At 67.1% G+C, this 23,939-nt stretch carries 23 protein-coding genes; 12 read left to right on the forward strand and 11 right to left on the reverse strand.

The window, feature by feature from the left end; translation table 11 throughout:
- Positions 1-16 precede the first annotated feature (16 nt).
- Positions 17-1,660 (reverse strand): acyl-CoA dehydrogenase family protein, encoded by a 1,644-nt coding sequence (locus tag AC3WLC_RS23050; RefSeq protein WP_493686247.1) that lies wholly within the window; start codon positions 1,658-1,660, stop codon positions 17-19.
- Positions 1,657-3,189 carry a 4-hydroxyphenylacetate 3-hydroxylase family protein gene (locus AC3WLC_RS23055; RefSeq protein WP_493686248.1) on the reverse strand — a complete coding sequence of 511 codons (1,533 nt, stop codon included), beginning with the start codon at positions 3,187-3,189 and terminating at the stop codon, positions 1,657-1,659. The genes AC3WLC_RS23050 and AC3WLC_RS23055 overlap by 4 nt, the downstream gene beginning before the upstream one ends.
- 81 nt (positions 3,190-3,270) lie before the next feature.
- Between AC3WLC_RS23055 and AC3WLC_RS23060 the strand changes: the two genes are divergently transcribed.
- The 5 genes from AC3WLC_RS23060 to AC3WLC_RS23080 all read left to right on the forward strand — a co-directional run bounded on the left by AC3WLC_RS23060 (position 3,271) and on the right by AC3WLC_RS23080 (position 6,569).
- Entirely contained in the window at positions 3,271-3,903 is a 633-nt protein-coding gene (locus AC3WLC_RS23060) for a TetR/AcrR family transcriptional regulator (RefSeq protein WP_493686249.1), read from the forward strand.
- Between the two features lie 14 nt (positions 3,904-3,917).
- On the forward strand, positions 3,918-4,439 hold the full coding sequence (locus tag AC3WLC_RS23065; RefSeq protein WP_493686250.1) for an isochorismatase family protein: 522 nt from the start codon (positions 3,918-3,920) through the stop codon (positions 4,437-4,439).
- Positions 4,440-4,447: 8 nt separating this feature from the next.
- The gene (locus tag AC3WLC_RS23070; RefSeq protein WP_493686251.1) at positions 4,448-5,083 is read left to right on the forward strand and encodes a 2-hydroxychromene-2-carboxylate isomerase; all 636 of its coding nucleotides are present in this window, start codon (positions 4,448-4,450) and stop codon (positions 5,081-5,083) included.
- A gap of 110 nt (positions 5,084-5,193) precedes the next feature.
- Positions 5,194-6,201 (forward strand): Vgb family protein, encoded by a 1,008-nt coding sequence (locus AC3WLC_RS23075; protein WP_493686252.1) that lies wholly within the window; start codon positions 5,194-5,196, stop codon positions 6,199-6,201.
- Positions 6,198-6,569 carry a c-type cytochrome gene (locus AC3WLC_RS23080; protein WP_493686253.1) on the forward strand — a complete coding sequence of 124 codons (372 nt, stop codon included), beginning with the start codon at positions 6,198-6,200 and terminating at the stop codon, positions 6,567-6,569. Before AC3WLC_RS23075 ends, AC3WLC_RS23080 begins: the two co-directional genes overlap by 4 nt.
- Positions 6,570-6,578: 9 nt before the next feature.
- Here the strand turns inward: AC3WLC_RS23080 and AC3WLC_RS23085 are convergent, their stop codons facing one another.
- The 6 genes from AC3WLC_RS23085 to AC3WLC_RS23110 form a co-directional block, all read right to left on the reverse strand.
- Positions 6,579-7,568 (reverse strand): branched-chain amino acid ABC transporter permease, encoded by a 990-nt coding sequence (locus AC3WLC_RS23085; RefSeq protein ID WP_493686254.1) that lies wholly within the window; start codon positions 7,566-7,568, stop codon positions 6,579-6,581.
- A gap of 19 nt (positions 7,569-7,587) precedes the next feature.
- A complete protein-coding gene (locus AC3WLC_RS23090) occupies positions 7,588-8,475 on the reverse strand; it encodes a branched-chain amino acid ABC transporter permease (protein ID WP_493686255.1) in 888 nt (295 codons plus the stop codon).
- An 83-nt stretch (positions 8,476-8,558) separates the two neighbouring features.
- Positions 8,559-9,761, reverse strand: coding sequence for an ABC transporter substrate-binding protein (locus tag AC3WLC_RS23095; RefSeq protein WP_493686256.1), 1,203 nt, complete (start codon positions 9,759-9,761; stop codon positions 8,559-8,561).
- A gap of 54 nt (positions 9,762-9,815) precedes the next feature.
- The gene (locus AC3WLC_RS23100) at positions 9,816-10,559 is read right to left on the reverse strand and encodes an ABC transporter ATP-binding protein (RefSeq protein ID WP_493686257.1); all 744 of its coding nucleotides are present in this window, start codon (positions 10,557-10,559) and stop codon (positions 9,816-9,818) included.
- The gene (locus AC3WLC_RS23105; protein WP_493686258.1) at positions 10,549-11,313 is read right to left on the reverse strand and encodes an ABC transporter ATP-binding protein; all 765 of its coding nucleotides are present in this window, start codon (positions 11,311-11,313) and stop codon (positions 10,549-10,551) included. Before AC3WLC_RS23105 ends, AC3WLC_RS23100 begins: the two co-directional genes overlap by 11 nt.
- 169 nt (positions 11,314-11,482) lie before the next feature.
- Positions 11,483-12,118, reverse strand: a complete 636-nt coding sequence (locus AC3WLC_RS23110; RefSeq protein WP_493686259.1) for a TetR/AcrR family transcriptional regulator — start codon at positions 12,116-12,118, stop codon at positions 11,483-11,485.
- A 196-nt stretch (positions 12,119-12,314) separates the two neighbouring features.
- Here AC3WLC_RS23110 and AC3WLC_RS23115 point away from each other — a divergent pair, with 196 nt between their 5' ends.
- Genes AC3WLC_RS23115 through AC3WLC_RS23125 form a run of 3 tightly spaced genes read left to right on the forward strand, consistent with a single transcriptional unit; the run spans position 12,315 to position 15,573 of the window.
- Positions 12,315-12,776: a (2Fe-2S)-binding protein gene (locus tag AC3WLC_RS23115; protein WP_493686260.1), complete on the forward strand. Its 462-nt coding sequence runs from the start codon at positions 12,315-12,317 to the stop codon at positions 12,774-12,776.
- 2 nt (positions 12,777-12,778) lie between these two features.
- Entirely contained in the window at positions 12,779-14,953 is a 2,175-nt protein-coding gene (locus AC3WLC_RS23120; RefSeq protein ID WP_493686261.1) for a xanthine dehydrogenase family protein molybdopterin-binding subunit, read from the forward strand.
- Positions 14,953-15,573, forward strand: a complete 621-nt coding sequence (locus AC3WLC_RS23125; protein WP_493686262.1) for an Isoquinoline 1-oxidoreductase subunit — start codon at positions 14,953-14,955, stop codon at positions 15,571-15,573. Before AC3WLC_RS23120 ends, AC3WLC_RS23125 begins: the two co-directional genes overlap by 1 nt.
- Positions 15,574-15,694: 121 nt before the next feature.
- Here AC3WLC_RS23125 and AC3WLC_RS23130 read toward each other — a convergent pair whose 3' ends face one another.
- Positions 15,695-17,149 (reverse strand): AMP nucleosidase, encoded by a 1,455-nt coding sequence (locus AC3WLC_RS23130; protein WP_493686263.1) that lies wholly within the window; start codon positions 17,147-17,149, stop codon positions 15,695-15,697.
- A gap of 111 nt (positions 17,150-17,260) precedes the next feature.
- On the opposite strand from AC3WLC_RS23130, the gene AC3WLC_RS23135 reads away from it, so the two are divergent.
- Entirely contained in the window at positions 17,261-17,920 is a 660-nt protein-coding gene (locus AC3WLC_RS23135; protein ID WP_493686264.1) for a GntR family transcriptional regulator, read from the forward strand.
- Positions 17,920-18,402 carry an OsmC family protein gene (locus AC3WLC_RS23140; RefSeq protein WP_493686265.1) on the forward strand — a complete coding sequence of 161 codons (483 nt, stop codon included), beginning with the start codon at positions 17,920-17,922 and terminating at the stop codon, positions 18,400-18,402. The genes AC3WLC_RS23135 and AC3WLC_RS23140 overlap by 1 nt, the downstream gene beginning before the upstream one ends.
- Positions 18,403-18,434: 32 nt before the next feature.
- Here the strand turns inward: AC3WLC_RS23140 and AC3WLC_RS23145 are convergent, their stop codons facing one another.
- Together AC3WLC_RS23145 and AC3WLC_RS23150 are read right to left on the reverse strand one after the other, a co-directional pair.
- The gene (locus AC3WLC_RS23145; protein ID WP_493686266.1) at positions 18,435-19,652 is read right to left on the reverse strand and encodes a glycosyltransferase; all 1,218 of its coding nucleotides are present in this window, start codon (positions 19,650-19,652) and stop codon (positions 18,435-18,437) included.
- On the reverse strand, positions 19,601-20,086 hold the full coding sequence (locus AC3WLC_RS23150; protein WP_493686646.1) for a MarR family transcriptional regulator: 486 nt from the start codon (positions 20,084-20,086) through the stop codon (positions 19,601-19,603). The genes AC3WLC_RS23145 and AC3WLC_RS23150 overlap by 52 nt, the downstream gene beginning before the upstream one ends.
- Positions 20,087-20,544: 458 nt before the next feature.
- On the opposite strand from AC3WLC_RS23150, the gene AC3WLC_RS23155 reads away from it, so the two are divergent.
- Together AC3WLC_RS23155 and AC3WLC_RS23160 are read left to right on the forward strand one after the other, a co-directional pair.
- Positions 20,545-22,296 (forward strand): type I secretion system permease/ATPase, encoded by a 1,752-nt coding sequence (locus AC3WLC_RS23155; RefSeq protein ID WP_493686267.1) that lies wholly within the window; start codon positions 20,545-20,547, stop codon positions 22,294-22,296.
- Positions 22,293-23,648: an HlyD family type I secretion periplasmic adaptor subunit gene (locus AC3WLC_RS23160; protein WP_493686268.1), complete on the forward strand. Its 1,356-nt coding sequence runs from the start codon at positions 22,293-22,295 to the stop codon at positions 23,646-23,648. Before AC3WLC_RS23155 ends, AC3WLC_RS23160 begins: the two co-directional genes overlap by 4 nt.
- The last annotated feature ends 291 nt before the right edge of the window (positions 23,649-23,939 follow it).

Raw genomic sequence — 23,939 nt, forward strand, 5'->3', positions numbered from 1 at the left:
AGCGACCGGCTGAGCTTCAGCCTTGCGCCACAGTCGCCCGCCGCACGATCCCCGCCAGCTCAGGCGCGGGATCGAGCGTGCCGAAGACATAGCCCCAATCGGCATCGAGCCGCGAGCGGCAGAAGCTCTCGAACACCGCCTCGTCGGCATGCTTCCTGAGCTCCGAAGCCTGCAGCGCATAGGCCATCAGATTGGCGAGGCGGCGGCCATGGCCGTCATCATTGCGCGGTTTGGCCGCCTCGTCGCCGAGCCGGTCGAGCCAGCGGTCGAGGGCGCGGTTTGCCCCGCGCGCCTGACCGACCTCGGTCATGAAGGCCTCCCTGGTGCGCGGCTCGCGGTTGAAGGCGCGCAGCACGTCCATGCACATCATGTTCGAGGTGCCCTCCCAGATCGCGTTGAGCGGTGCCTCGCGATAGAGACGCGCCATCGGATTCTCCTCAATGAAGCCGTTGCCGCCATGGCATTCCAGCGCTTCGACGACGAAGGCGGCGGCGCGCTTGCAGTTCCAGAACTTCGCCAGCGGGGTGGTGACGCGGGCGAGATGACGCTCCTGTTCGCTTGTCTCCATCGCATCGGTCGCAGCGGCGACGCGGAAGGCCATCAGCGTCGAGGCTTCCGAGTCGATGGCGAGATCGGCGAGGATATTGGTCATCATCGGCTGCTCGGCGAGCGAAGAACCAAAGCCCCGGCGCGACTGGGTGTGGTTGAGCGCCAGCGTCAGCGCCTGGCGCATCAGCCCTGCGGAACCGACGGCGAAATCGAGCCGCGTCAGATGGGCGTGGGAAAGGATCTCCTTGATCCCCGCCCCCTCCGCGCCGACGAGCCAGCCCAGGCATTCGCGGAACTCGACCTCGGAGGAGGCGTTCGAGCGGTTGCCGGCCTTGTCCTTGAGGCGCTGGATCTGCAGGCGGTTGCGGCTGCCATCGGGCAGGAAGCCCGGACAGAACAGGCAGGAGACGCCGCTTTCGGTCTGCGCCAGGGTGAAGAACCCGTCCGATTGCGGCACCGAGAAGAACCATTTGTGCCCGGTGATCAGATAGACCCGGCCCTCCGGGGTGTCCTCGAAGAAGCGGGCGGTGGTCTGGGTCTGGCGCAGGTCGGAGCCGCCCTGCTTCTCGGTCATCGCATAGCCGATGCTGGCACCCGCCTTCTGCGTCACCGGCACCGGGCGCTTGTCATAGCGACCCGAGGTGATCTTCTGCCGCCAGAGCGCGAACTCCGGCTGGGCGAGGCCGGGATAGGCGGCATAGGTCATGCCGGTCGGGCAGCCGGTCCCGTGCTCGACCTGGTTCCAGAGATAGGATAGCACCGCGCGGCCGAGATGGCCGTTCGGCTCTTTCGTGGTCCAGGCGAGCGAAGGCACCTCATGGGCGAAGGCGAGGCCCATCAATTCGTGCCAGGCCGGGTGGAATTCGATCCAGTCGATGCGATTGCCGTAGCGGTCATGGCTCCGGAGCTCCGGTCCATGGCGGTTGGCGAGGCGCGCGAGCTCCTGCACTTCGGCATCGCCGGCCTGGGCGCCGAGCGCCGCCGCCTTGTCAGCGACCCATGGCGCGCCGCGCGCGACGATGCCCTGCAGCACCGTATCGCCGGAGAAAGCGTTCCAGCCGGTGGCGGGGCGAGCCTGGTTGAGGACCTGATGGGTGGCGTGGGCGTTCATTCTGCGGCCTCCTGCGTCGTCACGCGTTCGGGCACCTCGCAGCCGGTGACGCAGCAACGGCCAGGCTGCTTCGACACGCGCGAGCCGTCGGCGAGCACGCCGCGATCGAGCAGGCTCTCGACCAGCGCGACCTTCTCCATGACGGGGTAGTTGCGCCAGATCTCGCGCTTCATCGCCTCGGGCGAGCCGCCGCCATGCAGCGAGATCACCGAATACCAGCCGGCCTCCTTGGACACGGTGAGGTCCTCGATGAAGCGGGCGACCTCGGCGCGCTGCTCATAGGGGATGTCCGGCCGCCCCGTGAGCACAGCCGCGAGCGAGGCCGAGGTCTCGGGATTGTGGTCCTCGTCCGGACCGGGGAGGGCGACGACGAGGCCGCCGGAGACGTAATGGGCGATGCGGTGCATGTCGTAGATCTTGGTAGCGAGCAGCAGCTTGCCGATATTGGCGAAAACTGCGTCCGGCATCGCGACGCCCGAGGCGTCCTTGCTGCAATAGACCGAGGCCGCGACGCCGCAGGCGAAGAAGCTCTCGGTGATGGTGATCAATTCGACCAGCTGCTCGCGGACATGCGAGTGCCTGTCGGCATCGAGCCCGTTGGCCTCGACCATCAGCGCGCCGGCGCCGATCAGGAGGTCGCCGAAGCCGGCCCTTGCGGCGATGCAGCTCTGGCGGTGATGGGTGGCGTAGCTGGTGGTGAGGTAGCCGGCTTCCTCGGTCTCGCCGGCCATGAAAACCCGGTCCCACGGCACGAAGACGTCGTCGAACATCACCGCGCCGGTCGACTGGCCGTATTTCGCCGAGAATTTCGCGGCGGGGTCGCCCGGCCGCCCAGCCGGGCGCGCAACGATGGTGATGCCCTGCGCATCGCAGGGCACGGCGCAGCACAGTGCGAAGTCCTCGTCGCCCTTGGCGTGGGTGCGGCAGGGCATCACCAGGAATTCGTGGACATAGGGCGCGCCGGTGACGATCGCCTTGGTACCGCGGATGACGATGCCATCCGGACGGCGCTCCTTGATGTGAACGTAGGAATCGCGATTGGCCTGCAGGCCCGGCCGCAGCGAGCGGTCGCCCTTGGCGTCGGTCATGGCGACGCCGCAGGTCAGGTCCTCGTCCTGGATGCGGTGCATGTAGGCGAGGAAGCGCTGGGTGTAGTCGCTGCCGTGATTGGCGTCGGCCCGCACTGTCGCCTGCAGGATACCGTTGAAGGCATCATGGGTCAGGTAGCGCTGGGCACAGCCGGAGATCTTGCAGACCAGGCGTACAGCCTCGAGCTTGGCGAGAAGATCGCTGGACGAGGCGTCGATATGGAGCATGCGGTTGACGGTCTTGCCGGAAGACCCCTGCACCGCCGTCATGATCGGCCGATAGGCCTCGTCATGGGCGAGGTCGTAGGTGACGCCGATGCCGTTGATGCCCGGCAGCAGGAGCTTCTCGTCGGCGACGCTCTCGACCCGCTGCCCGCCAACGAAGACGCGCGGTTGGTAGGCGCGCAGGGATTCGCGATAGCCGGCGGCGTCCATCAACATGCTAGCCTCCTCCCGAAAGGTTGTTGCCGTTAAAATTGAACGGCGTTAGATTTTCGTCAAGAGGATTGGAGGCGTTCCAGATTGAGCGAGGGAACGGCAGGCCGGAAGCGTGGCCGCTATGCCGCAACTGATGCGAAACGCGAGGGCATCGTCGCTGCGGCGCGCGCCGTGTTCGAGCGCGAGGGGCTGGACGGCGCCTCGCTGCGGGCGATCGCCGCAGAGGCCGGCTACACGCCGGCTGCGCTCTATTTCCATTTCGACTCGAAGGAAGCGCTCTATGCCGAGGTGCTCGGCCGGTCGATCGCGACCCTGCAGGAGGCGGTCGATACCGCCGTCGCGGCTGCCGAGACGCCCGAAGACCATTTCCGCGCCGCCGCCCTCGCCTTCTTCGATTTCTATGCTGCAAATCCGCGCGATCTGGATCTCGGCTTCTATCTGTTCCGCGGCGGCATGCGTCCGCACGGCCTCGGCCGCGAGCGCGACAGGGCGCTCAACGAGGCGCTGGAGGCGACGCTGGCGCCGATCCGCATGGCGGCACTGGCGCTTGGTGCCGATACCGCGCAAGCCGACTTGATCATGACCGACGCCTTCGCCCATGCTTCCGGCGTGCTGCTGCTGGCACATACGCGGCGCATCCGCATGTTCGGCGCGTCGCCGCGCCTGCTGATGGAGCGCCATGTCGAAACCGAACTCGACCGGCTCCTGCGGAGATGACGCCGATGCACCTGATGAGCGCCAACCGATCCCGCCTCGTCATCATCGATTTCCAGGCGCGACTGATGCCGGCGATCCATGACGGGCCGCGCCTCGTCGCCAATGCCGGCAAGCTGGTGGCGGCGGCGAAGCTGCTGGAGGTGCCGATCGTGATGACCGAGCAGAACCCTGCCGGCCTCGGCCCGACGGTGCCGGAGTTGGCGGAGGCTGCGTCCGCGATCGCCAAGATGAGCTTCGATGCCTGCGCCGCGCCCGGCTTCATCGAGGCCATCTCTGGCGACGAAGACCTGATCCTCTGCGGCTGCGAGGCACATGTCTGCTTCGGCCAGACCGCGCTCTCGCTGCTCGAGAACAAGCGCCGCGTCTTCGTGGTGCAGGACGCGGTCGGCTCGCGCGCGCCGGAAAGCAAGGAGGTGAGCTTGCGTCGGCTGCAGCGGCATGGCGCCGAGGTCGTCACCACCGAGATGGTCGTGTTCGAATGGCTGCGCTCGGCCGAGCATCCGCAGTTCCGCGCTGCGCTCGCGCTGGTCAAGTGAGCCTGCCCGTGCCTCAGCCCACCCTCTGGTATTTTGACATCATCTCGCCCTTCGCGCATCTGGCGCTGAAGCGGCTCGACGCGATCCGGACTTACCGGCCGGTCGTGCTGAAGCCGCTCGTTTTCGGTGGGGTGCTCAAGGCCTGGGGCCAGCTCGGTCCGGCCGAAATCGCTCCAAAGCGCATCCATACCTATAGGCTCGCCACCCACACAGCGCAGGCGATGGGCGTGCCTTTCCGCTTCCCGCCGACACACCCCTTCAATCCTTTGGCCATGCTGCGCCTCCTGACCGCGCTCGACGGCAACGAGGCGGCCGTGGCGGCCGCCTTCAGCCTTGTCTGGGGCGAGGGTCGCGACGCCAACGATGCGCAAGTCCTGCAGGAAGTTGCCGACGCCGCCGGCCGCCCCGATGCGCTGGCGCTGATCGGCGAGCAGGAGGTCAAGGATCGCTTGCGCCGGACGACCGAGGACGCGGTTGCCGCCGGCGTCTTCGGCGTGCCGAGCCTGGTGATCGACGGCGAGGTCTTCTGGGGCGCCGACGCGATGGCGATGGCGCAGGATTATCTCGCCGATCCCGCAACATTCCGCAGCGGCGAGATGGCGCGTGTCTCGGCCCTGCCCGAGGGCATTCAGCGGCAGCGCTAAACGGGGGGCAAGGGAACCGCCCGGCCACAGCCACAGTTTCACGATGTTGTCGGTTTACGCCTGTCTTGGACAGGCGGATCATCCACCGCCGACGACGAAAGGAGACGCCGATGCTGCGCCGTTCGTTCCTGAAATTTGGTGCCGCCGGCCTCGCCGCGCCGAACCTGATCCTGCGCAGCGCGCAAGCGACCGGCCAGACCCAGCCCGGCAGCCCGTTCATCGTCACCTATTTCGAGGTGCCGGAGATCAAGGGCTCGCGCGATGTCACCGACGCCGGCGACGGCACGATCTGGGTCTGCGGCCAGCGCAACGGCGTGCTCGGTCGCTTCGATCCGCGCACCAGCCAGACCAAGGTGATTCCGCTCGGCGACGGCGCCGCCCCGCATGGCGTGGTGCGCGGGCCTGACGGCGCCGCCTGGGTCACCGAAGGCGGGCAGAACGCCATCGCCCGCATCGACGACAAGACCCACAAGGTCGATCTGTTCAAGCTGCCGGAAGGGCGCGAGCGCGCCAATCTCAACACGCCGGTCTTCGACAAGGCCGGCATGCTCTGGTTCACCGGCCAGAACGGCATTGTCGGCCGGCTCGAGCCCAAATCCGGCAAGATGGACATTTTCGACGCCCCGCGCGGCGCCGGTCCCTATGGCATGACGCGCACGCCCTCGGGCGAAATCTGGTTCGCCTCGCTCGCCGGCAACTATATCGCCCGGATCAACACGCAGAGCGGCAGCTTCACCGTGGTCGACCCGCCGACGGAGGGCCAGGGCGCGCGCCGCGTCTGGTCGGATTCGAAGAACCGGATCTGGGTCAGCGAGTGGAACTCCGGGCAGGTCTCGTCCTTCGACACCGAAAGCGGCAGCTGGAAGGGCTGGAAATTGCCGGGCCATAAGCCGCGGACCTATTCGGTCTATGTCGACGATGCCGACAAGGTCTGGCTCACCGATTTCGCCCTCAACAGCATCGTCCGCTTCGATCCGCTCACGGAGGAGTTCAACAGCTTCCCGAGCGACAAGCCCGGCGCGAATGTCCGCCAGATGGATGGGCGAACCGGCGAGGCCTGGGGCGGCGAGAGCGGAACCAACCGGCTGGTGCGCATCCAGACGGTCAAGCCGGCGTGAGGGCGGCCCTCGCGCCGCTGATCATCTTTGCATTGGCCCTAAGCGGAGCGGCCCGAGCGCAGGAGCCGGCAAGTGCGGCCATCTTCAAGGCCTGCCAATCCTGCCACAGCCTCGATCCCGCCAAGGCCGGCATGGCCGGGCCACATCTCGCCGGTCTGAACGGGCGGGTGCTCGGCTCGGCCGAGAGCTTCGACTATTCGCCGGCGTTCAAAGCGGCGAAAGCGCAGGGGCTCAGATGGGACCGCGAGCGGCTGCTCGGCTATCTCGCCGATCCCGATGCGGTCGTGCCCGGCGGCTGGATGAGCCCACCCGCCGGCTTCAACGCTGCGGACCGGGCAGCCATCGCGGACTATCTGCTCAAGCAGTAGCGTCCGCCCTTACAGCGGCTTCTTGATCCATTTGGCGATGACGCCGACGATGCCCTCGCGGAAGAGCAGCACGCAGGCGACGAAGATCACACCCTGGACGACGAGCACCCAGGAGCCGAGGCCGGCGAGATAGTTCTGCATGGCGACGATGACGGCAGCGCCGACGATCGGGCCAAAGACGGTGCCGAGGCCGCCGACCAGCGTCATCAGCACCACTTCGCCCGACATCGTCCAGTAGACGTCGGTCAGCGAGGCCAGCTGGAAGACGATCGCCTTGGTCGCGCCGGCAAGGCCGGCGAGCCCGGCCGAGAGCACGAAGACGGCGAGCTTGTACTGGCTGGCGCGGTAGCCGAGCGAGATGGCGCGGGGCTCGTTGTCGCGGATCGCCTTGCAGACCTGGCCGAAGGGCGAGTGGATGATCCGGTAGATCAGCAGGAGCCCACCCATGAAGATCGCGGCGACCAGCCAATAGAGCGCACGGTCGTCAGCGAGGCTGATCATGCCGAGAAGCTTGCCGCGCGGCACCGCCTGGATGCCGTCCTCGCCGCCGGTGAAGCGCGGCGTCTGCAGCGAGAAGAAGAAGGCCATCTGCGCCAGCGCCAGGGTGATCATGGCGAAATAGATGCCCTGACGGCGGATGGCGAGCGCGCCGAAGACGAGGCCGAGAACGGCGGCGACGGCCGTGCCGAGCAGGATCGCCAGCTCCGGCGTCAGGCCCCAGTTCTTGGCGGTGTAGGCGCTGACATAGCTCGCCATGCCGAAATAGGCGGCGTGGCCGAAGGAGAGCAGGCCGCCATAGCCAAGCAGAAGATTGAAGGCGAGCGCGAACAGCGCGAAGCACAGCACCTTCATCACGAAGACGGGATAGGCGACGAAGGGCGCGATCGCGAGCAGCACCGCGATCGCGATGAAGAGGTTGCGGTGCAGCCGCGCGGCGCTGTCGTCTGTCTCGGCGACGACGGCGGCGGTGGGGGTATCGCTGGAAGCAAGGTCGGTCATGTCTTTGGTCCTTGCGTCCTCAGGCGGCGCGGCCGAACAGGCCGGCGGGCTTCACCAGCAGCACCAGCACCATGATGATGAAGATCACGGTCGAGGAGGCCTCGGGGTAGAACACCTTGGTCAGGCCCTCGATCAGGCCGAGCGAGAAGCCGGTGACGATCGCTCCCATGATCGAGCCCATGCCGCCGATGACGACCACGGCGAAGACGACGATGATCAGGTCGGCGCCCATGTTCGGGTTGACCGCATAGATCGGCGCGGCGAGCACGCCGGCGAAGGCGGCGAGCGCGACGCCGAAGCCGTAGGTCAGCGTCACCAGGAGCGGCACATTGATGCCGAAGGCCTGGGTCAGGGTCGGGTTCTCGGTGGCGGCGCGCAGATACGAACCCAGCTTGGTCTTCTCGATCACGAACCAGGTGGCGAGGCAGACCACCAGCGAGGCGACGACGACCCAGCCGCGATAGGTCGGCAGGAACATGAAACCGAGATTCTGGCCGCCTGTCAGCTGCGGCGGGATGCCATAGGGCAGGCCCGAGGAGCCGTAATAATTGCGGAACAGGCCCTGGATGATCAGCGCCAGGCCGAAGGTCAGCAGCAACCCGTAGAGATGGTCGTATTTGGCGATGCGGGCGAGGAAGACCCGCTCGATCACGATGCCGGTGGCGCCGACCGCGATCGGTGCGATCAGCAGCGCGGCCCAGTAGTTCACGCCGAGATAGTTCAGGCACATCCAGGCGACGAAGGCGCCCATCATGTACTGCGCCCCATGGGCGAAGTTGATGATGTTGAGCAGGCCGAAGATCACCGCCAGCCCGAGCGACAGGATCGCGTAAAACGAGCCGTTGATCAGGCCGAGAAGGACCTGGCCGAACAGCGCCTGCGGCGGCACGCCTAGAAGTTCGAACATCGGATCGACCGTTCCGTGAAAACTGATCCGGGGCCGGCTTCGGCCCCGGAAAGAGACGTCGTGCGGACCTTGTCAGCCAGCCGTCACTTGACGAGCGAGCAGCCGGTCTCGGCGAGCGGCTGGAAGGCCTCCTCGCCGGAGAGCACCGCGATCTGCTTGTAGTAGTCCCACGGCCCCTTCGACTCCGACGGCTTCTTGACCTCGTAGAGATACATCGGGTGCATCTTGCGGCCGTTGACGCGGATCGAGCCCTTGCCGAACAGCGGATCGTCGGTCGGCATTTCCTTCATCTTGGCCATGACGACGGCGGCGTCCTTGCTCTTGGTCGCCTCGACCGCCTTCAGATAATGCAGCAGGCCGGAATAGACGCCCGCCTGCACCATGGTCGGCTTCTTGCCGCCATTGAGCTTGGCAAAGCGCTCCGACCAGGCACGGGTGCCGTCGTCGCGATCCCAGTAGAAGGATTCGGTCAGCACCAGGCCCTGCGCCGCCTGCAGGCCGAGCGCATGCACGTCGCTGGCGAAGGTCAGGAGTCCGGCGAGCTTCTGGCCGCCCTGGGTGATGCCGAACTCGCTCGCCTGCTTGACCGAGTTGGTCAGGTCGCCGCCGGCATTGGCGAGGCCGATGACCTTGGCCTTGGAGGCCTGCGCCTGCAGCAGGAAGGACGAGAAGTCCGTGCCCGGGAACGGGGTGCGCACCGCGCCCACGACCTTGCCGCCAGCCTTGGTGATGACAGCCGTGGCGTCACGCTCGAGCGCATGGCCGAAGGCGTAGTCGGCGGTGAGGAAGAACCAGCTGTCGCCGCCGGCCTTGACCATCGCGCCACCGGTGCCCTGCGCGAGCGCATAGGTGTCGTAGGTCCAGTGGACCGTGTTCGGCGAGCAGGCCTTGCCGGTGAGGTCGGACGTGCCGGCGCCGGAATTGATGTGGATCTTGTTCTTGTCCTTGGTGATCTGGCTCACCGCCAGCGCCACCGAGGAGGTCGGCACGTCGAGGATCAGGTCGACGCCGTCCTGGTCGTACCATTGCCGGGCGATGGTCGAGCCGACGTCGGGCTTGTTCTGATGGTCGGCCGAGACGATGTCGACCTTGATGCCCTTCTCGGCCGCCTTGAAGTCCTCGACCGCCAGGCGCGCGGCGATCACCGAGCCCTCGCCGGAGAGGTCGGCATAGATGCCGGAGCGGTCGTTGAGCACGCCGGCCTTGACGGTGATCTGTTGCGCGAGCGCCGGCGCGGCCATCAGCGCGCCGAGCGCCGTGGCCGCAAGCAATGTCTTGAGGTTCATGTTGGTCTCCCTGGGGATGTCTGAATTGCGACGGTTCTTGTTGGACGCCCTGCGTCAGACTCCGAGATAGCTGTGGAGCTTGTCGATATTGGCGTCGAGGTCTGCGTTGGGGATCATGTCGACGACCTTGCCCTGCTCGACGACGTAGTGGCGGTCGGCGACGGTCTGGGCGAAGCGGAAGTTCTGCTCGACCAGCACGATGGTGAAGCCCTTCTGCTTCAGCATGCGGATGGTGGCGCCGATCTGGTCGATGATGACAGGCGCGAGGCCTTCGGTCGGCTCGTCGAGCAGGAGCAGGTTGGCGCCGGTGCGCAGGATGCGGCCGATCGCCAGCATCTGCTGCTCGCCGCCCGAGAGCTTGGTCCCCTGGCTCCTGAGGCGCTCCTTCAGGTTGGGGAAGAGCGTGAAGATCTGCTCGACGGTGAGGCCGCCCGGCTTCACCTGCGGCGGCAACATCAGGTTCTCCTCGACCGACAGGGTCGAGTAGATGCCGCGCTCCTCCGGGACGTAGCCGATGCCGAGCCTTGCGATGGCGCGCGAAGGCAGCCCGATCGTCTCTTGCCCGGCGAAGGTCACCGAGCCCTTGCGCTTGCCGATCACGCCCATGATCGACTTCAGCGTCGTGGTCTTGCCGGCGCCGTTGCGGCCGAGCAGCGTCACCACCTCGCCCTCGCCGACGTCGAGCTCGACACCATGCAGGACATGGCTCTCGCCATACCAGGCCTCGAGCCCGCGCACGGCGAGCAGCGGCTTGCCGCCTGTCACGGCCGGGCGCTCCAGCACCGCCTCAGTGGCCATGGCCGACCCCCGATCCGATATAGGCTTCGACCACGCGCGGATCCTTCGAAACGGTGGCGTAGTCGCCCTCGGCCAGGACCTGGCCGCGGGCGAGCACGGTGATGCGGTCGCAGAGTGCCGCAACCACCGAGAGATTGTGTTCGACCATCAGGATGGTGCGATTGGCCGAGACCTTGCGGATCAGCGCCTCGATGCGGTCGATGTCCTCGCGGCCCATGCCGGCCATCGGCTCGTCGAGCAGCAGCATCTCGGGATCGAGCGCCAATGTCGTCGCGATCTCGAGCGCGCGCTTGCGGCCATAGGAGAGCTCGCCCGCCGGCAATTCGGCGAAGGCCGAGAGGCCGACCGCCTCGACCAGGCGCAGCGCCTCGGCATCGAGCGAGGACAGCGCCCGCTCGGAGCGCCAGAAGTCGAAATTGTCGCCGCGCTTGCGCTGCAGGGCGACGCGGACATTGGTCTTGACCGAAAGCTGCGGGAACACCGCCGAGATCTGGAAGGAGCGGACCAGGCCGAGCCTGGCGATCTCCGCCGGCTTCTCGCGGGTGATGTCGCGGCCGTTATAGACGATCTGCCCGCGCGTCGGCGGCAGGAACTTGGTCAACAGGTTGAAGCAGGTGGTCTTGCCCGCCCCGTTCGGCCCGATCAACGCATGAATCGAACCGCGACGAACCTTCAGATCAACGCCATTGACAGCTGTGAAGCCGGCAAATTCTTTCGTCAGGCCTGAGGTCGCGAGAATAGTATCCTCAGACATCCCTGGATAACCTTGCCCATTGCTCGATTGTTCGTTTCCCGGGCGGCATGCTGCACCGCGCATATCGCCCATGTCAACGGCGCGGGCGTGCGCAGAACCCCATACAGAGCCCGCGAAGCAACCGCCGCTAGACGAAAGGCTTAGGCACAAGAGCCGGCTTGCGCTGCGATCAGCTTCGCGCCGACGCGTCCAGCGCGACCGCAGCCGCAAACACCGCCGCGACCTCGCGCAGCCGGACGAGATAATGCTCGCAGGACGGCTGCTCGCCATATTTCGCACCGGCGGCGGCGCGGACCAGCGTCGCGATCAGCGTCTCCAGCGGAAGGCCGCTGCGCGCGATCGCGATCTCGCCGCGGGCCGCCGCATCCTCGAAGAGCTGCCGGGCGAAACCGACGAAGATTGTCTCGAAAGCCGCAAGCTCGGCTCCGGCGATGGCGAGCATCACCGCCTTGAGCTCGCCGAGATGCTCGCCGGCGCTGAAGGCGGCGAAGGCGGTGCCGTGATGGGCCTCCATCAGCGCGGCGAGCCGCTCCGAGAACGGGCCGGGCGTCGCCAAGGCCTCGCGGCAACGTGTCTCGACTTGGGCTCCGAGGCCCGCGAGCATGGCCCGGAAGACGTCGTCCTTGCCCTTGAAATGGAGGTAGAGCGTGGCGCGGGCGACCCCGGCCTCGCGCGCGATGTCGTCCATCGAGGTGCGCTTGTAGCCGTAGCGGGCGAAGAGGCGCAGCGCCGCCGCCGCGATCTGCTCGATGCGGCCCTTGCCGTCCTCTGCGGACGCTACGGAACTTTCGCTGCGATCGCTCATTTGCAGTCTTGACAGAATCCAAACTGTCGGCGACCATTCTAGTTAGACGCAAAACGTCTAACTCGTCTAGTCGCGCGACCCAAGACGACGGATCACCGCCCGCCTTCTGATATGTCAGAACGGGCCTTCGAGCGAGCCTCGATCCGGCAGCCCTGGTGCCGCGCTGTGTCATGCCCAGCGAGCCAGAGAGGCAGCCATGGCCCACACCATCACAGTCAACGGAACGCGCCACAGCGTCGATGTCGACGACGACACCCCATTGCTCTGGGTGCTGCGCGACACTCTGCAGCTGACCGGCACCAAATTCGGCTGCGGCGTCGCGCAATGCGGCGCCTGCACCGTCTACATGGACGGCCAACCGCTGCGCTCCTGCTCCATGCCGGTCTCCGCGATCGGCGAAGCGAAGATCACCACCATCGAGGCGCTCGCCGGCAAGGAGGCCGAGGCCGTGCAGGCCGCCTGGGTCAAGCACGACGTGCCGCAATGCGGCTATTGCCAATCCGGCCAGGTGATGAGCGCGATCGCCCTGCTCAAGGAGGTCCGCAAGCCGACCGACCATGACATCGACCTCGCAATGAACGGCAATCTCTGCCGCTGCGCCACCTATGTCCGTATCCGCGCCGCGATCCACGACGCCGCGCGCACGCTGGAGGGCTGACCATGACCGCTCATGACATCTCCCTCTCGCGCCGCAATCTCCTGAGGGGCGCCGGTGCGCTCGTCATCGGCATGAGCCTGCCGCAGGCCGGCCGGGCGCAATCGGGCGCGGCCCAGGTGTTCAAGCCGGGCGGCACGGCCGCCTTCGCGCCGAACGCCTTCGTCCGCATCGCTGCCGACGACACCGTGACGGTGCTGGTCAAGCATATCGAGTTCGGCCAGGGCCCGTTCACCGGCCTCGCCACGCTCGTCGCCGAGGAGCTCGACGCCGACTGGGCCCAGATGCGGGCCGAGCACGCGGTCTCCGATCCCAGGCTCTATGCCAACCTCGCCTTCGGCATCCAGGGCACCGGCGGCTCGACCGCGATCGCCAATTCCTATGAGCAGATGCGCAAGGCCGGCGGCACCGCCCGCGCCATGCTGGTACAGGCGGCGGCCGAGGCCTGGAAGGTGCCGGCCGGCGAGATCACCGTCGAGAAGGGCGTGCTGAAGCATGCCTCTGGCAAGCAGGGCCGCTTCGGCGAGTTCGCCGAAGCGGCGTCGAAGCTGCAGGCTCCGGCCGAGGTCAAGCTCAAGGACCCCGCGCAGTTCAGGCTGATCGGCAAGGATGGCGCGACCCCGCGGCTCGACAGCCTGGGCAAGTCGACCGGCAAGGCGCAATTCACCATCGACATCCATACGCCGGAGATGCTGACGGTGGTGGTCACCCGGCCGCCGCGCTTCGGCGGCAAGGTCGCCTCCTTCGACGCGAGCGAGGCGAAGAAGGTGAAGGGCGTCGTCGACGTCAAGCAGATTCCCTCGGGCGTCGCCGTCTATGCGACCGGGACCTGGCCGGCGCTGAAGGGCCGCGAAGCCCTGAAGGTGACCTGGGACGAGAGCGGCGCCGAGAAGCGCGGCAGCCGCGAGCTCTTCGCCGAGTACCGCAAGCTCGCGCGGACGGAAGGGACCGTCGCCGGCAAGCATGGCGACGCCGAAGCCGTGCTCGCCAAGGCCGAGAAGGTGATCGAGGCGGAATACGCCTTCCCCTATCTGGCGCATGCGCCGATGGAGCCGCTCGACGGCTATCTCGAATGGAATGCGCAGGGCGCGCTCGCCCGCCTCGGCAGCCAGCTCCAGACCATCGACCACATGACCATCGCCAAGATACTCGACCTCGGACCGGAGAAGGTCACGGTCGAGACCGTGCTGGGCGGCGGCAGTTTCGGGCGGCGCGCGCAGCCAAGCTCGGAGCTTGCGGCCGAACTCGCGCAGGTCGCCAGGGCGATCGGGCCGAACCGGCCGGTCAAGCTGGTGCGCACCCGTGAGGACGACCTTTCCGGCGGCTATTACCGGCCGCTCTTCCTGCATCGCCTGCGCGGTGCGGTGAAGGACGGCAAGATCACCGCCTGGAGCGCCGCGATCGTCGGCCAGTCCTTCCTGAAGGGCTCGCCCTTCGAGGCGATGATCAAGGACGGCATCGACCCGGTGATGGTCGAGGGCGCCAACGAATTGCCCTATGAGATCGCCGATTTCCGCTGCGACCTGCACACGGTCGATGTCGGCGTGCCGACCTTGTGGTGGCGCTCGGTCGGCCACACCCATACCGGCTACGCGGTCGAGTGCTTCATCGACCAGTTGCTGCAGGCCGCCGGGCAGGACCCGGTCGCCGGGCGGCTTGCACTGATGGGCAAGCAGCAGCGGCTCGCCAATGTGCTCAAGGCCGTCGCGGATCTCGCCAAATGGAACGGGCCCGGCCCGGTCGACGGGCGTGCCCGCGGCGTCGGCGTGGTCGAGAGCTTCGGGTCCTATGTGGCGCAGATCGCCGAGGTCTCGCTCGGCGCCGGCGGCGAGCCCAAAGTGCACAAGGTCTGGTGCGCGGTCGATTGCGGCGTCGCGGTCAACCCCGACATCATCCGCGCCCAGATGGAGGGCGGCATCGGCTTTGGCCTCGGCCATGCCCTCTATGGCGAACTGACGCTGGACCAGGGCAAGCCGGTCCAGGGCAATTTCGACAGCTATCGCTCGCTGCGGATCAACGAGATGCCGGAGGTCGAGGTCCGGATCGTGCCCTCGACCGAGAAGCCGACCGGCGTCGGCGAGCCCGGCGTGCCGCCGATCGGCCCTGCTGTCGCCAATGCGCTGGCCCGGCTCGGGCGCGAGCGGCCGCTGTCGCTGCCGATGGTCGGGGGGACGGTGTGATGCGGTCGATCGTCCTCGCCTCCGCGGCTGCCGCCGTCACCCTGCTGCTCGGCAGCGCCTTCACGCTGGCGCAGACCGCGCCGGCGCCGGGCGGGGCGACCTTGCGCCCGGCCGCCAGCTTCGCCGGCATCGCCAATCAGCGCGACCGCTCGGTCGCGCTGTTCACCGAGATCGGCAAGGTGCTGCAGCACCCGCGCTGCATGAACTGCCATCCGGCCACGGAACGGCCGCGCCAGAGCGATGCGCGCCGCTTGCACCAGCCGATGGTGGTACGCGGCAAGGACGGGCATGGCGCGCCCGGCCTCGCCTGCACCACCTGCCATGGCAAGCAGAACTTCGACCCGGCCGGCGTCCCCGGCGATGGTCATTGGGCGCTGGCTCCAGCCTCGATGGCCTGGGAGGGCAAGACGCTCGGCCAGATCTGCGAACAGCTCAAGGACCAGAACCGCAATGGCAGCCGCGACCTCGCGGCGATCGTCAAGCACGTCACCTCGGACACGCTGGTGCTCTGGGGCTGGAACCCCGGCAAAGGCCGTCAGCCCGCGCCGGGGACGAATGCGCAGTTCGGCGAACTGATGCAGGCCTGGGCCGATAGCGGGGCGGCCTGCCCGGCGGGGTAGGCGAGCCGGTGAGCCTTTGCCGTCATGGTCGGGCTTGTCCCGACCATCCACGTCTTCGTTTAACTGATCGAGTGTAGTGTTCAAGACGTGGATGCTCGCCACAAGGGCGAGCATGACGGCATCACCTGAACGGCGGTTCGTCGAAACTGCGCAACTTGCGCGAATGGATCGACGAGCCGGCTTCCTTCAGCTTCTCCAGCGCGGCGAGGCCGATCTTGAGGTGCTCGCCGACTGCCCGCTCGTAGAAGGCGTTGGCGGCGCCGGGCAGCTTGATCTCGCCGTGCAGCGGCTTGTCGGAGACGCAGAGCAGAGTGCCGTAGGGCACGCGCAGGCGGTAGCCCTGCGCCGCGATGGTGCCGGATTCCATGTCGATGGCGATGGCGCGCGACAGGTTGATGCGCTTGCGCTCGTTGGTCCAGCGCAGCTCCCAATTGCGATCGTCCTGGGTGACGACGGTGCCGGTGCGCAGGCGCTGCTTCAGCCGGTCGCCCTTCTCGCCGGTGACCTCGGCAGCCGCCTGCTGCAGCGCGACCTGGACCTCGGCCAGCGCCGGGATCGGGATATCCGGCGGAACCAGCTCGTCGAGAATGCCGTCCTGGCGGAGATAGGCGTGGGCGAGGACATAATCGCCGATGATCTGCGTCTGGCGCAGGCCGCCGCAATGGCCGACCATCAGCCAGCAATTGGGCCTGAGCACCGCGAGATGGTCGGTGATGTTCTTGGCGTTGGAGGGGCCGACGCCGATATTGACCAAAGTGACGCCCTCGCCGCTCTCGCGGATCAGGTGATAGGCCGGCATCTGGAAGCGGTGCCAGGGCGCCGACATCACCCGCTCGGCGGCGCTGACGTCGATGCCGTCGCGATCGATGCGGATGCCGCCCGGCGCGACCAGCGCCTGCGCCGTGCCGGCCTCGATCTCCGCCAGAGCGAGCCGGACGAACTGGTCGACATAACGATGGTAGTTGGTCAGCAGCACCCAGGGCTGCACGGCGCGCCAATCGGTGCCGGTGTAGTGGACCAGCCGGCGCAGCGAATAATCGACCCGGACCGCGTCGAAGAGCGAGAGCGGACGCGGCTCGCCCTCGACGATCTCGAAGGTGCCGTCGGCGATCTCGTCGCCGACCAGCGCCAAGAGCGGCGTCGGAAAGTAGCGGGCGAGCTCGGCGGCCGTCACCGCGCCGCGCCCGAGTTCGTCGCCGCCATCGAGCGCGTAGGGGTAGGGGATTTCCTGGTTGCTGACGCCGGTCTCGATCGTCGCGCCGTATTCATCGACCAGCGGCTGGAGCTGGTCGAGCAGATAGGCCCGGAATTCGCCCGGCTGCGTCACCGTGGTCGAGTAGATGCCCGGCATCGAGAACTTGGCATAGCCACGCCGCGTCGCTGCCGGCAGCTTCGACGGCTCATAGGTGACGCGCAGCATCGGGTAGCGATAGAGCGCGCGCTCCTCCAGCGTCGGCGGCTCGGCGGTGGTGAAGAAGCGCTGCAGATCGTTGCGCAGCGCCGTCCGTGCCTGCTCGTAGAGCAGCTCCAGCCGGTCGACGGCCTCCTGCGGGGTGGCGGCGATCTCGAATGTCATGCGCGAACGATCCTCTCGTTCGGGGTGCTTGTAGCTGGGCCGGTGAGCCCCTGACAACAGCGCCGAAATGATGCGGCTTGCTGTGTAGCAAATTTTGGATACAATTATCCTATGCTTGCTACCTCGCTTGCCCCTGCTACGACCGCATCCGCCCTTGCCCAGCGCTTGCGCGAGGCGATCGATGCCGGGCGCTGGCAGCCCGGCGAACTGCTGCGGCAGGAGCAGATCGCCGCCGAATACGGCGTCAGCCGCATCCCGGTGCGCGAGGCGTTGGCGCAGTTGCAGAGCGAAGGCCTGCTGGAGATCGCGCATTATCGCGGCGCGCGCGTGAGCCGGCCGCAGGCCGGGGAGATCGGCGAGCTCTTTGATCTCAGGCTGCTGGTCGAGGGCGACCTGCTGGCGCGGGCACTGCGCCGGCACGACCAGCGCTCGCTGCGCGAACTGACCCGGTTGCAGGACGCTCTGGAGGACGCCGACGACCGCCTCGGCTGGATTTCCGGCGACATCGCCTTCCACGAGGCGCTCTATGCGCCGGCGGAACGTCCACGCAGCCTTGCCCTGTTCCGGCAGCTGCGCGCGCCGATCGACCGTTTCAGTGCCCAGGCACTCGGCCCCGGGGCGCGCAAGCAGGGCTGGGCGGACGAGCACCGCCAATTGATCGCCGCTGTCGCAGCCGGCGATGCGGCCGCCGCCCGGACGATCCTCGAACAGCATCTGCAGGCGACACGGGCCGTGGTGCTCGCAGCCTGCTCGGGAGAAGGAGAAAGCTGATGGCGACGCATGGCGCGACGATCACCTGGCAGCGCGGCGAGGAGGAGACCTTCCTCGACAACCGCTACAGCCGCGCCCATCTCTGGCGCTTCGACGGTGGGCTGGAGGTGCCGGCATCGAGCTCGCCGCATGTGGTGCGCGTGCCCTTCTCCAATCCGGCCAATGTCGATCCGGAAGAGGCCTATGTCGCGGCCCTGTCGAGCTGCCACATGCTCTGGTTCCTCAACCTGGCGGCGATGCGCGGCTACCGGGTCGACAGCTATGTCGACGCGGCCGAAGGCGCGATGGCGAAGAATGCCGAGGGCAAGGAGTGGGTCGCGACCGTGACGCTGAAGCCGCATGTCGTCTTCAGCGGACCGAAAACGCCGGACGAGGCCGCCGTCGAGGCGCTGCATCACGACGCCCATGCCAATTGCTTCCTGGCCAATTCGGTGCGCTCGACCCTGGAGACGCAGGGCAGCTGGGATCATCGCGCTGCCTGAGAACTGACCCAGCCGCTCGCGCCGATGCCCGCTCACTGCGCCGCGAGCAGGTCCTCCTCGGCGACGAGCCGGCCGATGAAGCCGAGCTGGCGATCGACGCAGGCCTCGCGCTCGAAGCGCGCCATGACCGTCTGGCGCGCTGCCGCGCGCAGCGGCGCCACCTCAGCGCGTCTGTCGAGCGCGGCGATCACCGTCTTCGCCAGCCTCGCCTCGTCGAAGAAGGGGGCGAGCAGGCCATTGACGCCGTGGCGGACCACCTCCTGCACCGGCGGCGTCGCCGAGCCGACGATCAGCGCGCCGCAGGCCATCGCCTCCAGCATCGACCAGGACAGGACGAAGGGAACGCTCAGATAGACATGGGCGGCCGAGACCTGGAACAGCCTGACGAGGTCGGCATGGGCGAGCCAGGGGATATGGACGATGCGGTCGCCGAGACCGGTCTCCTCCAGCATCACCTCGCGCCAGAGCCGCCCGTCCGGACGCGGCCGGCCATAGCCCGGTCCGTCGCCGCCGACCGCGACGAAGACCACCTCGGGCCGCTCCTGCGCAATCCTCGCCGCCGCCCGCATGAATTGCGGATAGCCGCGATAGGGATCGAGATCGCGGGCGGCAAAGGTGACGACGGTATCGCCGGGCCGCAGCACGCGCCCATCAGGCAGAGTGAACGTCGCCTGCCCGTCAGGCCGGCAGAAATGGATGTCGATGCCGTCATGGCAGACGGCGATGCGCTGCTGCAGGGCGCGCGGGTATTGTCGCTGCTGCCAGCGGGTCGGCGCATAGGCGAAGTCGAGGGTCTGCAACGTCACCAATTGGGCAGCGTTGCGCATGCGGATGCGCCGCCGCTCGGCCTCCGGCACCGTGAAGGCCGGATCGAAGTCGAGGTCGGAACCGGCAGCGTTGTAGAAATACTCGCAATAGCCGATCAGCGGCACGCCCGGCATCGCGTCCTTCGCGAAGAGCATGCCGCCCCAGCCGACATGGCCGAGAATGGCGTCCGGCCGGTCGTGCCGATGCAACCTGCTCAATTCAGCGGCAACCGCCTCACCCGTGCGCACGTGATAGTCCGTCGCAGCCAGCGTCGCATGCGCGGTCGCCGACTCGCCGACGGAATAGGCGATCTGCCTGATTCCCGGGCGATCCGGTTCGGGCTTCTCCGTCACCAGCGTGACCTCGCCGCCCTCGGCGACGAGGCGCTGGATCAGGTGAGCGAACTGACCAGATCCTGAACGATGAACGAATAGGACGTGCATGAAGCCAGCAGGATCCCGCCATAGCGCAAAGCGTCGCCCCACCACTGCTCGAGGCGGCGCAGCGTGTCGTGGGTAGCCTGAAGATCGGCGACGAGATCGCCGTCGAGTCCCTGGCTGAATTGGCTGGTCTCGTCGAGGAGCTTCAAGCGCTCGACCAGAAGCTGGCCCTTCGGCGAGAGCGAGATGCGGGCGAGGCGGCGGTCGCGCGGCGAGGCCCCGCGGTCGAGATAGCCGCTCTCGACCAGCTGCTTGAGGTTGTAGGAGGCGTTCGAGCCGACATAGTGGCCGCGATCGAGCAGATCGCGCACGGCGATCTCGCCGGAGCCGATGGTGAACAGCACCATCACCTGCGAGGGCGAGATGTCGTCGACGCCAAGCTTGCTGAGCTCGAGCCTGAGGTAGTCGAGAAAGCGCCGGCTGACCCGTTCGACCATGCGGGCGAGGTCGAGCTGCGACACCGGCGCCCGCGCCGGGCCTGATTCGGCTTCGAGGCGGCGGATGCCGTCGGGGGGATCTCCGTTGAAGCCATTGCCTAGGAATCGAGCGCCGTCATGGGGTTTTAGATGCATTCCCTACTCCGCCTGATCTCGAAATGAGCAGTCAGCCCTCCGGGCCCCTTCGGCTGACGAATAGCCTATACGCAAAGCACATGCCACCCCGAACCGAAGGAGATTAAGATTTTATCGGAATCAACATAGTCATGAACTGTTTCAAATTTTGAAATGTAGCACGGTTCCGCCATATTTCCGGTAATTGCCGTTGTTTCACAAGGCTTCATCTGTCATATTATAGACACGACTTGTGTGGCACGATTTTATAACGTTCAGAACCTGCCGTATCGGCATAGGCGTCGACAGCGCCATCTGATGGCCAGCCCCATTCGGAGATCTGCATGAAGGTTGCGACCCAGCCTGCCGACGTCCTGATTCGCGGCCTGCAGCGCGGCTTTGCCGGGGGGCTGGCCTATGCCGCCTTCCTCAGTTTCTGCGTCAACATCCTGCTGCTGACCGTGCCGATGTTCATGCTGCAGGTTCAGGATCGCGTCATCGTCAGCCGCAGCTACGACACGCTGACCATGCTGCTGGTGATCGCGGTCGGGGCGCTGGCGCTCTACGGCACGATCGAGTTCATCCGCTCGCTCACCTTCCAGGCGATGGCGAGCATCCTCGCCCGCCGGCTCAACCTGCCGGCGCTGCAGGCCGCCGTCTCGACCTCGCTGGAGAAGGGCTCCGGCCAGGCGACGCAGGCGATCCGCGACCTCAACGAGCTCCGCTACTTCATCGCGAGCTCGGCGATCGCGACGCCGCTGGAGGCGATGTGGGCGCCGATCTTCCTCGCCGTGCTTTTCGCCTTCCACTGGATCTACGGCCTCGTCGGCCTGGCCTCGCTGCTGATCCTGCTGCTGCTCGGCGTCGTCTCTGACATGCTGACCCGGCGGGCGCTGAAAGAGGCGAACGAGGAGGGCGTCGCCTCGATCAATGAGATCAGCGCCACCTTGCGCCATGCCGAGACGATCGAGGCGATGGGCATGCTGCCGGCCCTGTCCAGCCGCTGGCGGGCCAAGCAGATCGCCATGCTGGAGCATCTCGATCTCGGCACGCGCCGCGGCAAGTTCATCGCCGCCATCACCCGGGCCAGCCGCATGACCATGCAGCTCGCGATCTACGCAACCGGCGCCGTGCTGATCATCCGGCACGAGGTCACTGCCGGCACGCTGATGGCAGGCAGCATCCTGCTCGGCCGTTTGCTGGCGCCGTTCGATTCGATGATCACCGACTGGCGGCAATGGGTACTCGCCGCCGCGGCCTGGAAGCGCGTGCGTGAACTCCTGCAATCGCAGAGCTCGCAGCGCCAGAGCGTGCCGACCCCGGCGACGCAGGGCGACCTCGTCATCGACCGGCTGGTCTACGCGCCCAAGGGCGGCGAGCAGACGGTGATCAAGGGCGTCTCCTTCACGCTGGAGCCGGGCGATGTGCTCGGCCTGGTCGGCCCGTCCGGAGCCGGCAAATCGACGCTCGCGCGGCTGATCGTCGGCGTGCTCCGGCCCAATGTCGGCGGCGTCTATCTCGACGGCCACAACACCTATCTGTGGGAGCGCGGCTCCTTCGGCGACATGGTCGGCTATCTCCCGCAATCGGTCTCGCTGCTCGACGGCACCATCGCCGAGAACATCGCCCGCATGCGCAAGCCCGATCCGCACGCCATCCTGGAAGCGGCGCGCATTGCCGGCGTGCACGAGCTGATCGGCCGCCTGCCGCTCGGCTACGACACCAATGTCGCCGACAGCGACTTCAAGCTCTCGGGTGGCCAGCGCCAGCGCATCGGCCTGGCGCGGGCGCTCTACGGCATGCCGCGCCTCGTCGTGCTCGACGAGCCCAACGCCAATCTCGACACCGAGGGCGAGCAGAGCCTGATCCGCGCGATCAACACGGCGCGCGAGAGCGGCGCGATCGTGATCCTGATCGCGCACCGCCCCTCGGTGATGCAGACCGTCGACAAGATCCTGGTGCTGCGCGAGGGCCGCGTCGCCCAGTTCGGCCCGCGCTCGGCGATCTCCGGCATGATCACGCCCGGCGGCGTGGTCGAGCTCGAACCCGCGAAACCAGCCGGTCAACAGTCCCCTGCCCGCGAGGTGAGCGCATGAGCGAGCTTCCGATGCTGCGCCGGCCAGACCGCGCGCTCGTGCCGATGAAGGTGGAGGCGGAGCCCGAGGAGCGCATGCCCTCGCTGCGCAATCTCGTCCTCGCCGGCGTCTGCGCGGTGGCGATCGGCTTCGGCGGCTTCGGCGCCTGGGCGGTGACGGCGCGGCTCGACAATGCCGCCGTCGCGCAGGGTACCGTGATCGTCGACAGCCGGCGCAAGACCGTCAGCCATCTCGAAGGCGGCATCCTCAAGACCCTGCTCAAGGCCGAGGGCGAGCGCGTCGCCCAGGACGAGCCGCTGCTCAGGCTGGAGGATGCCCGCGCCCGTGCCGAGCTGCAGCAGCTCGAAGGCAAGCGCGTCGGCCTCGACGCCAGGCTCGCCCGCCTGCGCGCCGAGCAGGCCGATGCCACGGAGATCAACTTCCCCGAGGATATCGAGAAGGCGCGGACGCCGATCGCGCGCGAGGTCATCAATGCCGAGCGCGCGCTCTTCCGTGCCCGCGCCCAGGTCTATGACGGCAAGACCCGCATCCAGCAGCGCGTGATCGAGCAGCACCAGGCCGAGTCCGAGGCGTTGCAGGCGCAGATCGACGCCGTGCGCAACCAGCGCACGCTGATTGACGAGGAGGTCAAGACGATCGCCGAGCTCTACGAGAAGCGCTATGCGAAGCGCTCCCAGCTCGTCGAATTGCAGACCCGCCAGAGCGAGCTCACCGGCCGCGCCGGCGAGATGAAGGCGCGCAAGGCCAAGGCCGAGCAGGCCGTCGCCGGCGCCGAACTCGAAATCAAGGCGATCAGCCTCGATCGCCAGAGCGAGATCGCCAAGGACCTGCAAGACAGCCAGCTCCAGCTCTCGGAGGTGGTCGAACGTATCGTCCAGGCGCAGGACGTGCTGCGCCGACTGGTGGTGACCGCGCCGCAGGAGGGCATCGTCGCCAATATCCGCATGCGCACCGCCGGCAGCGTCGTTACCGCGGGCGAGGCGATCCTCGACATCGTGCCCGAGCAGGAGCCGCTGGTTGTCGAGGCCAAGGTCGATCCACGCGACATCGATTCGGTCCGGGTCGGCGCCGATACGCAGGTCCGACTCACCGCCTTCAATGCCCGGATCATGCCGCCCCTCCTGGCGAAGGTCTCCTATGTCGCCGCCGACCAGCTGATCGACGACAAGACCGGCAATGCCTTCTTCATCGTCCGCGCCGAGATCACGCCGCAGAGCCTGAAGGAGAACAAGGTGACGCTGCACGCCGGCATGGCGGCGGAGGTACTGATCGTCAACGGCCGGCGCTTTGCGTCCGACTACCTGCTCTCGCCGATCCGCGACAGCTTCAACCGCGCCTTCAGGGAGGACTGAACCCGGCAGCTCCGCCAGTGAAAGGCGCCCGCGCTGCGGACCTAGCGAACACGCCGACAAGATAGTTCGAAATCCAAAGTAACTTGTAAATTTAATTCCCGATATAACGAAATATAAAATGACTTAACCTTTGCTGCATCGCAAAATGGTCATAATATATTGCTTGATACGACATGGTTATTGGCTACTCTCCCGAGCGTCGTACGATAGCGAGCCTGTTTGTTCGCTGTCGAAACCGCACCATGACCCAGAACGAGCGGCGGAGGTTCTCCGCATATCTGGTGGTGCTCT

The organism is Allobosea sp. GW821-FHT03A12 (genome assembly GCF_058986765.1).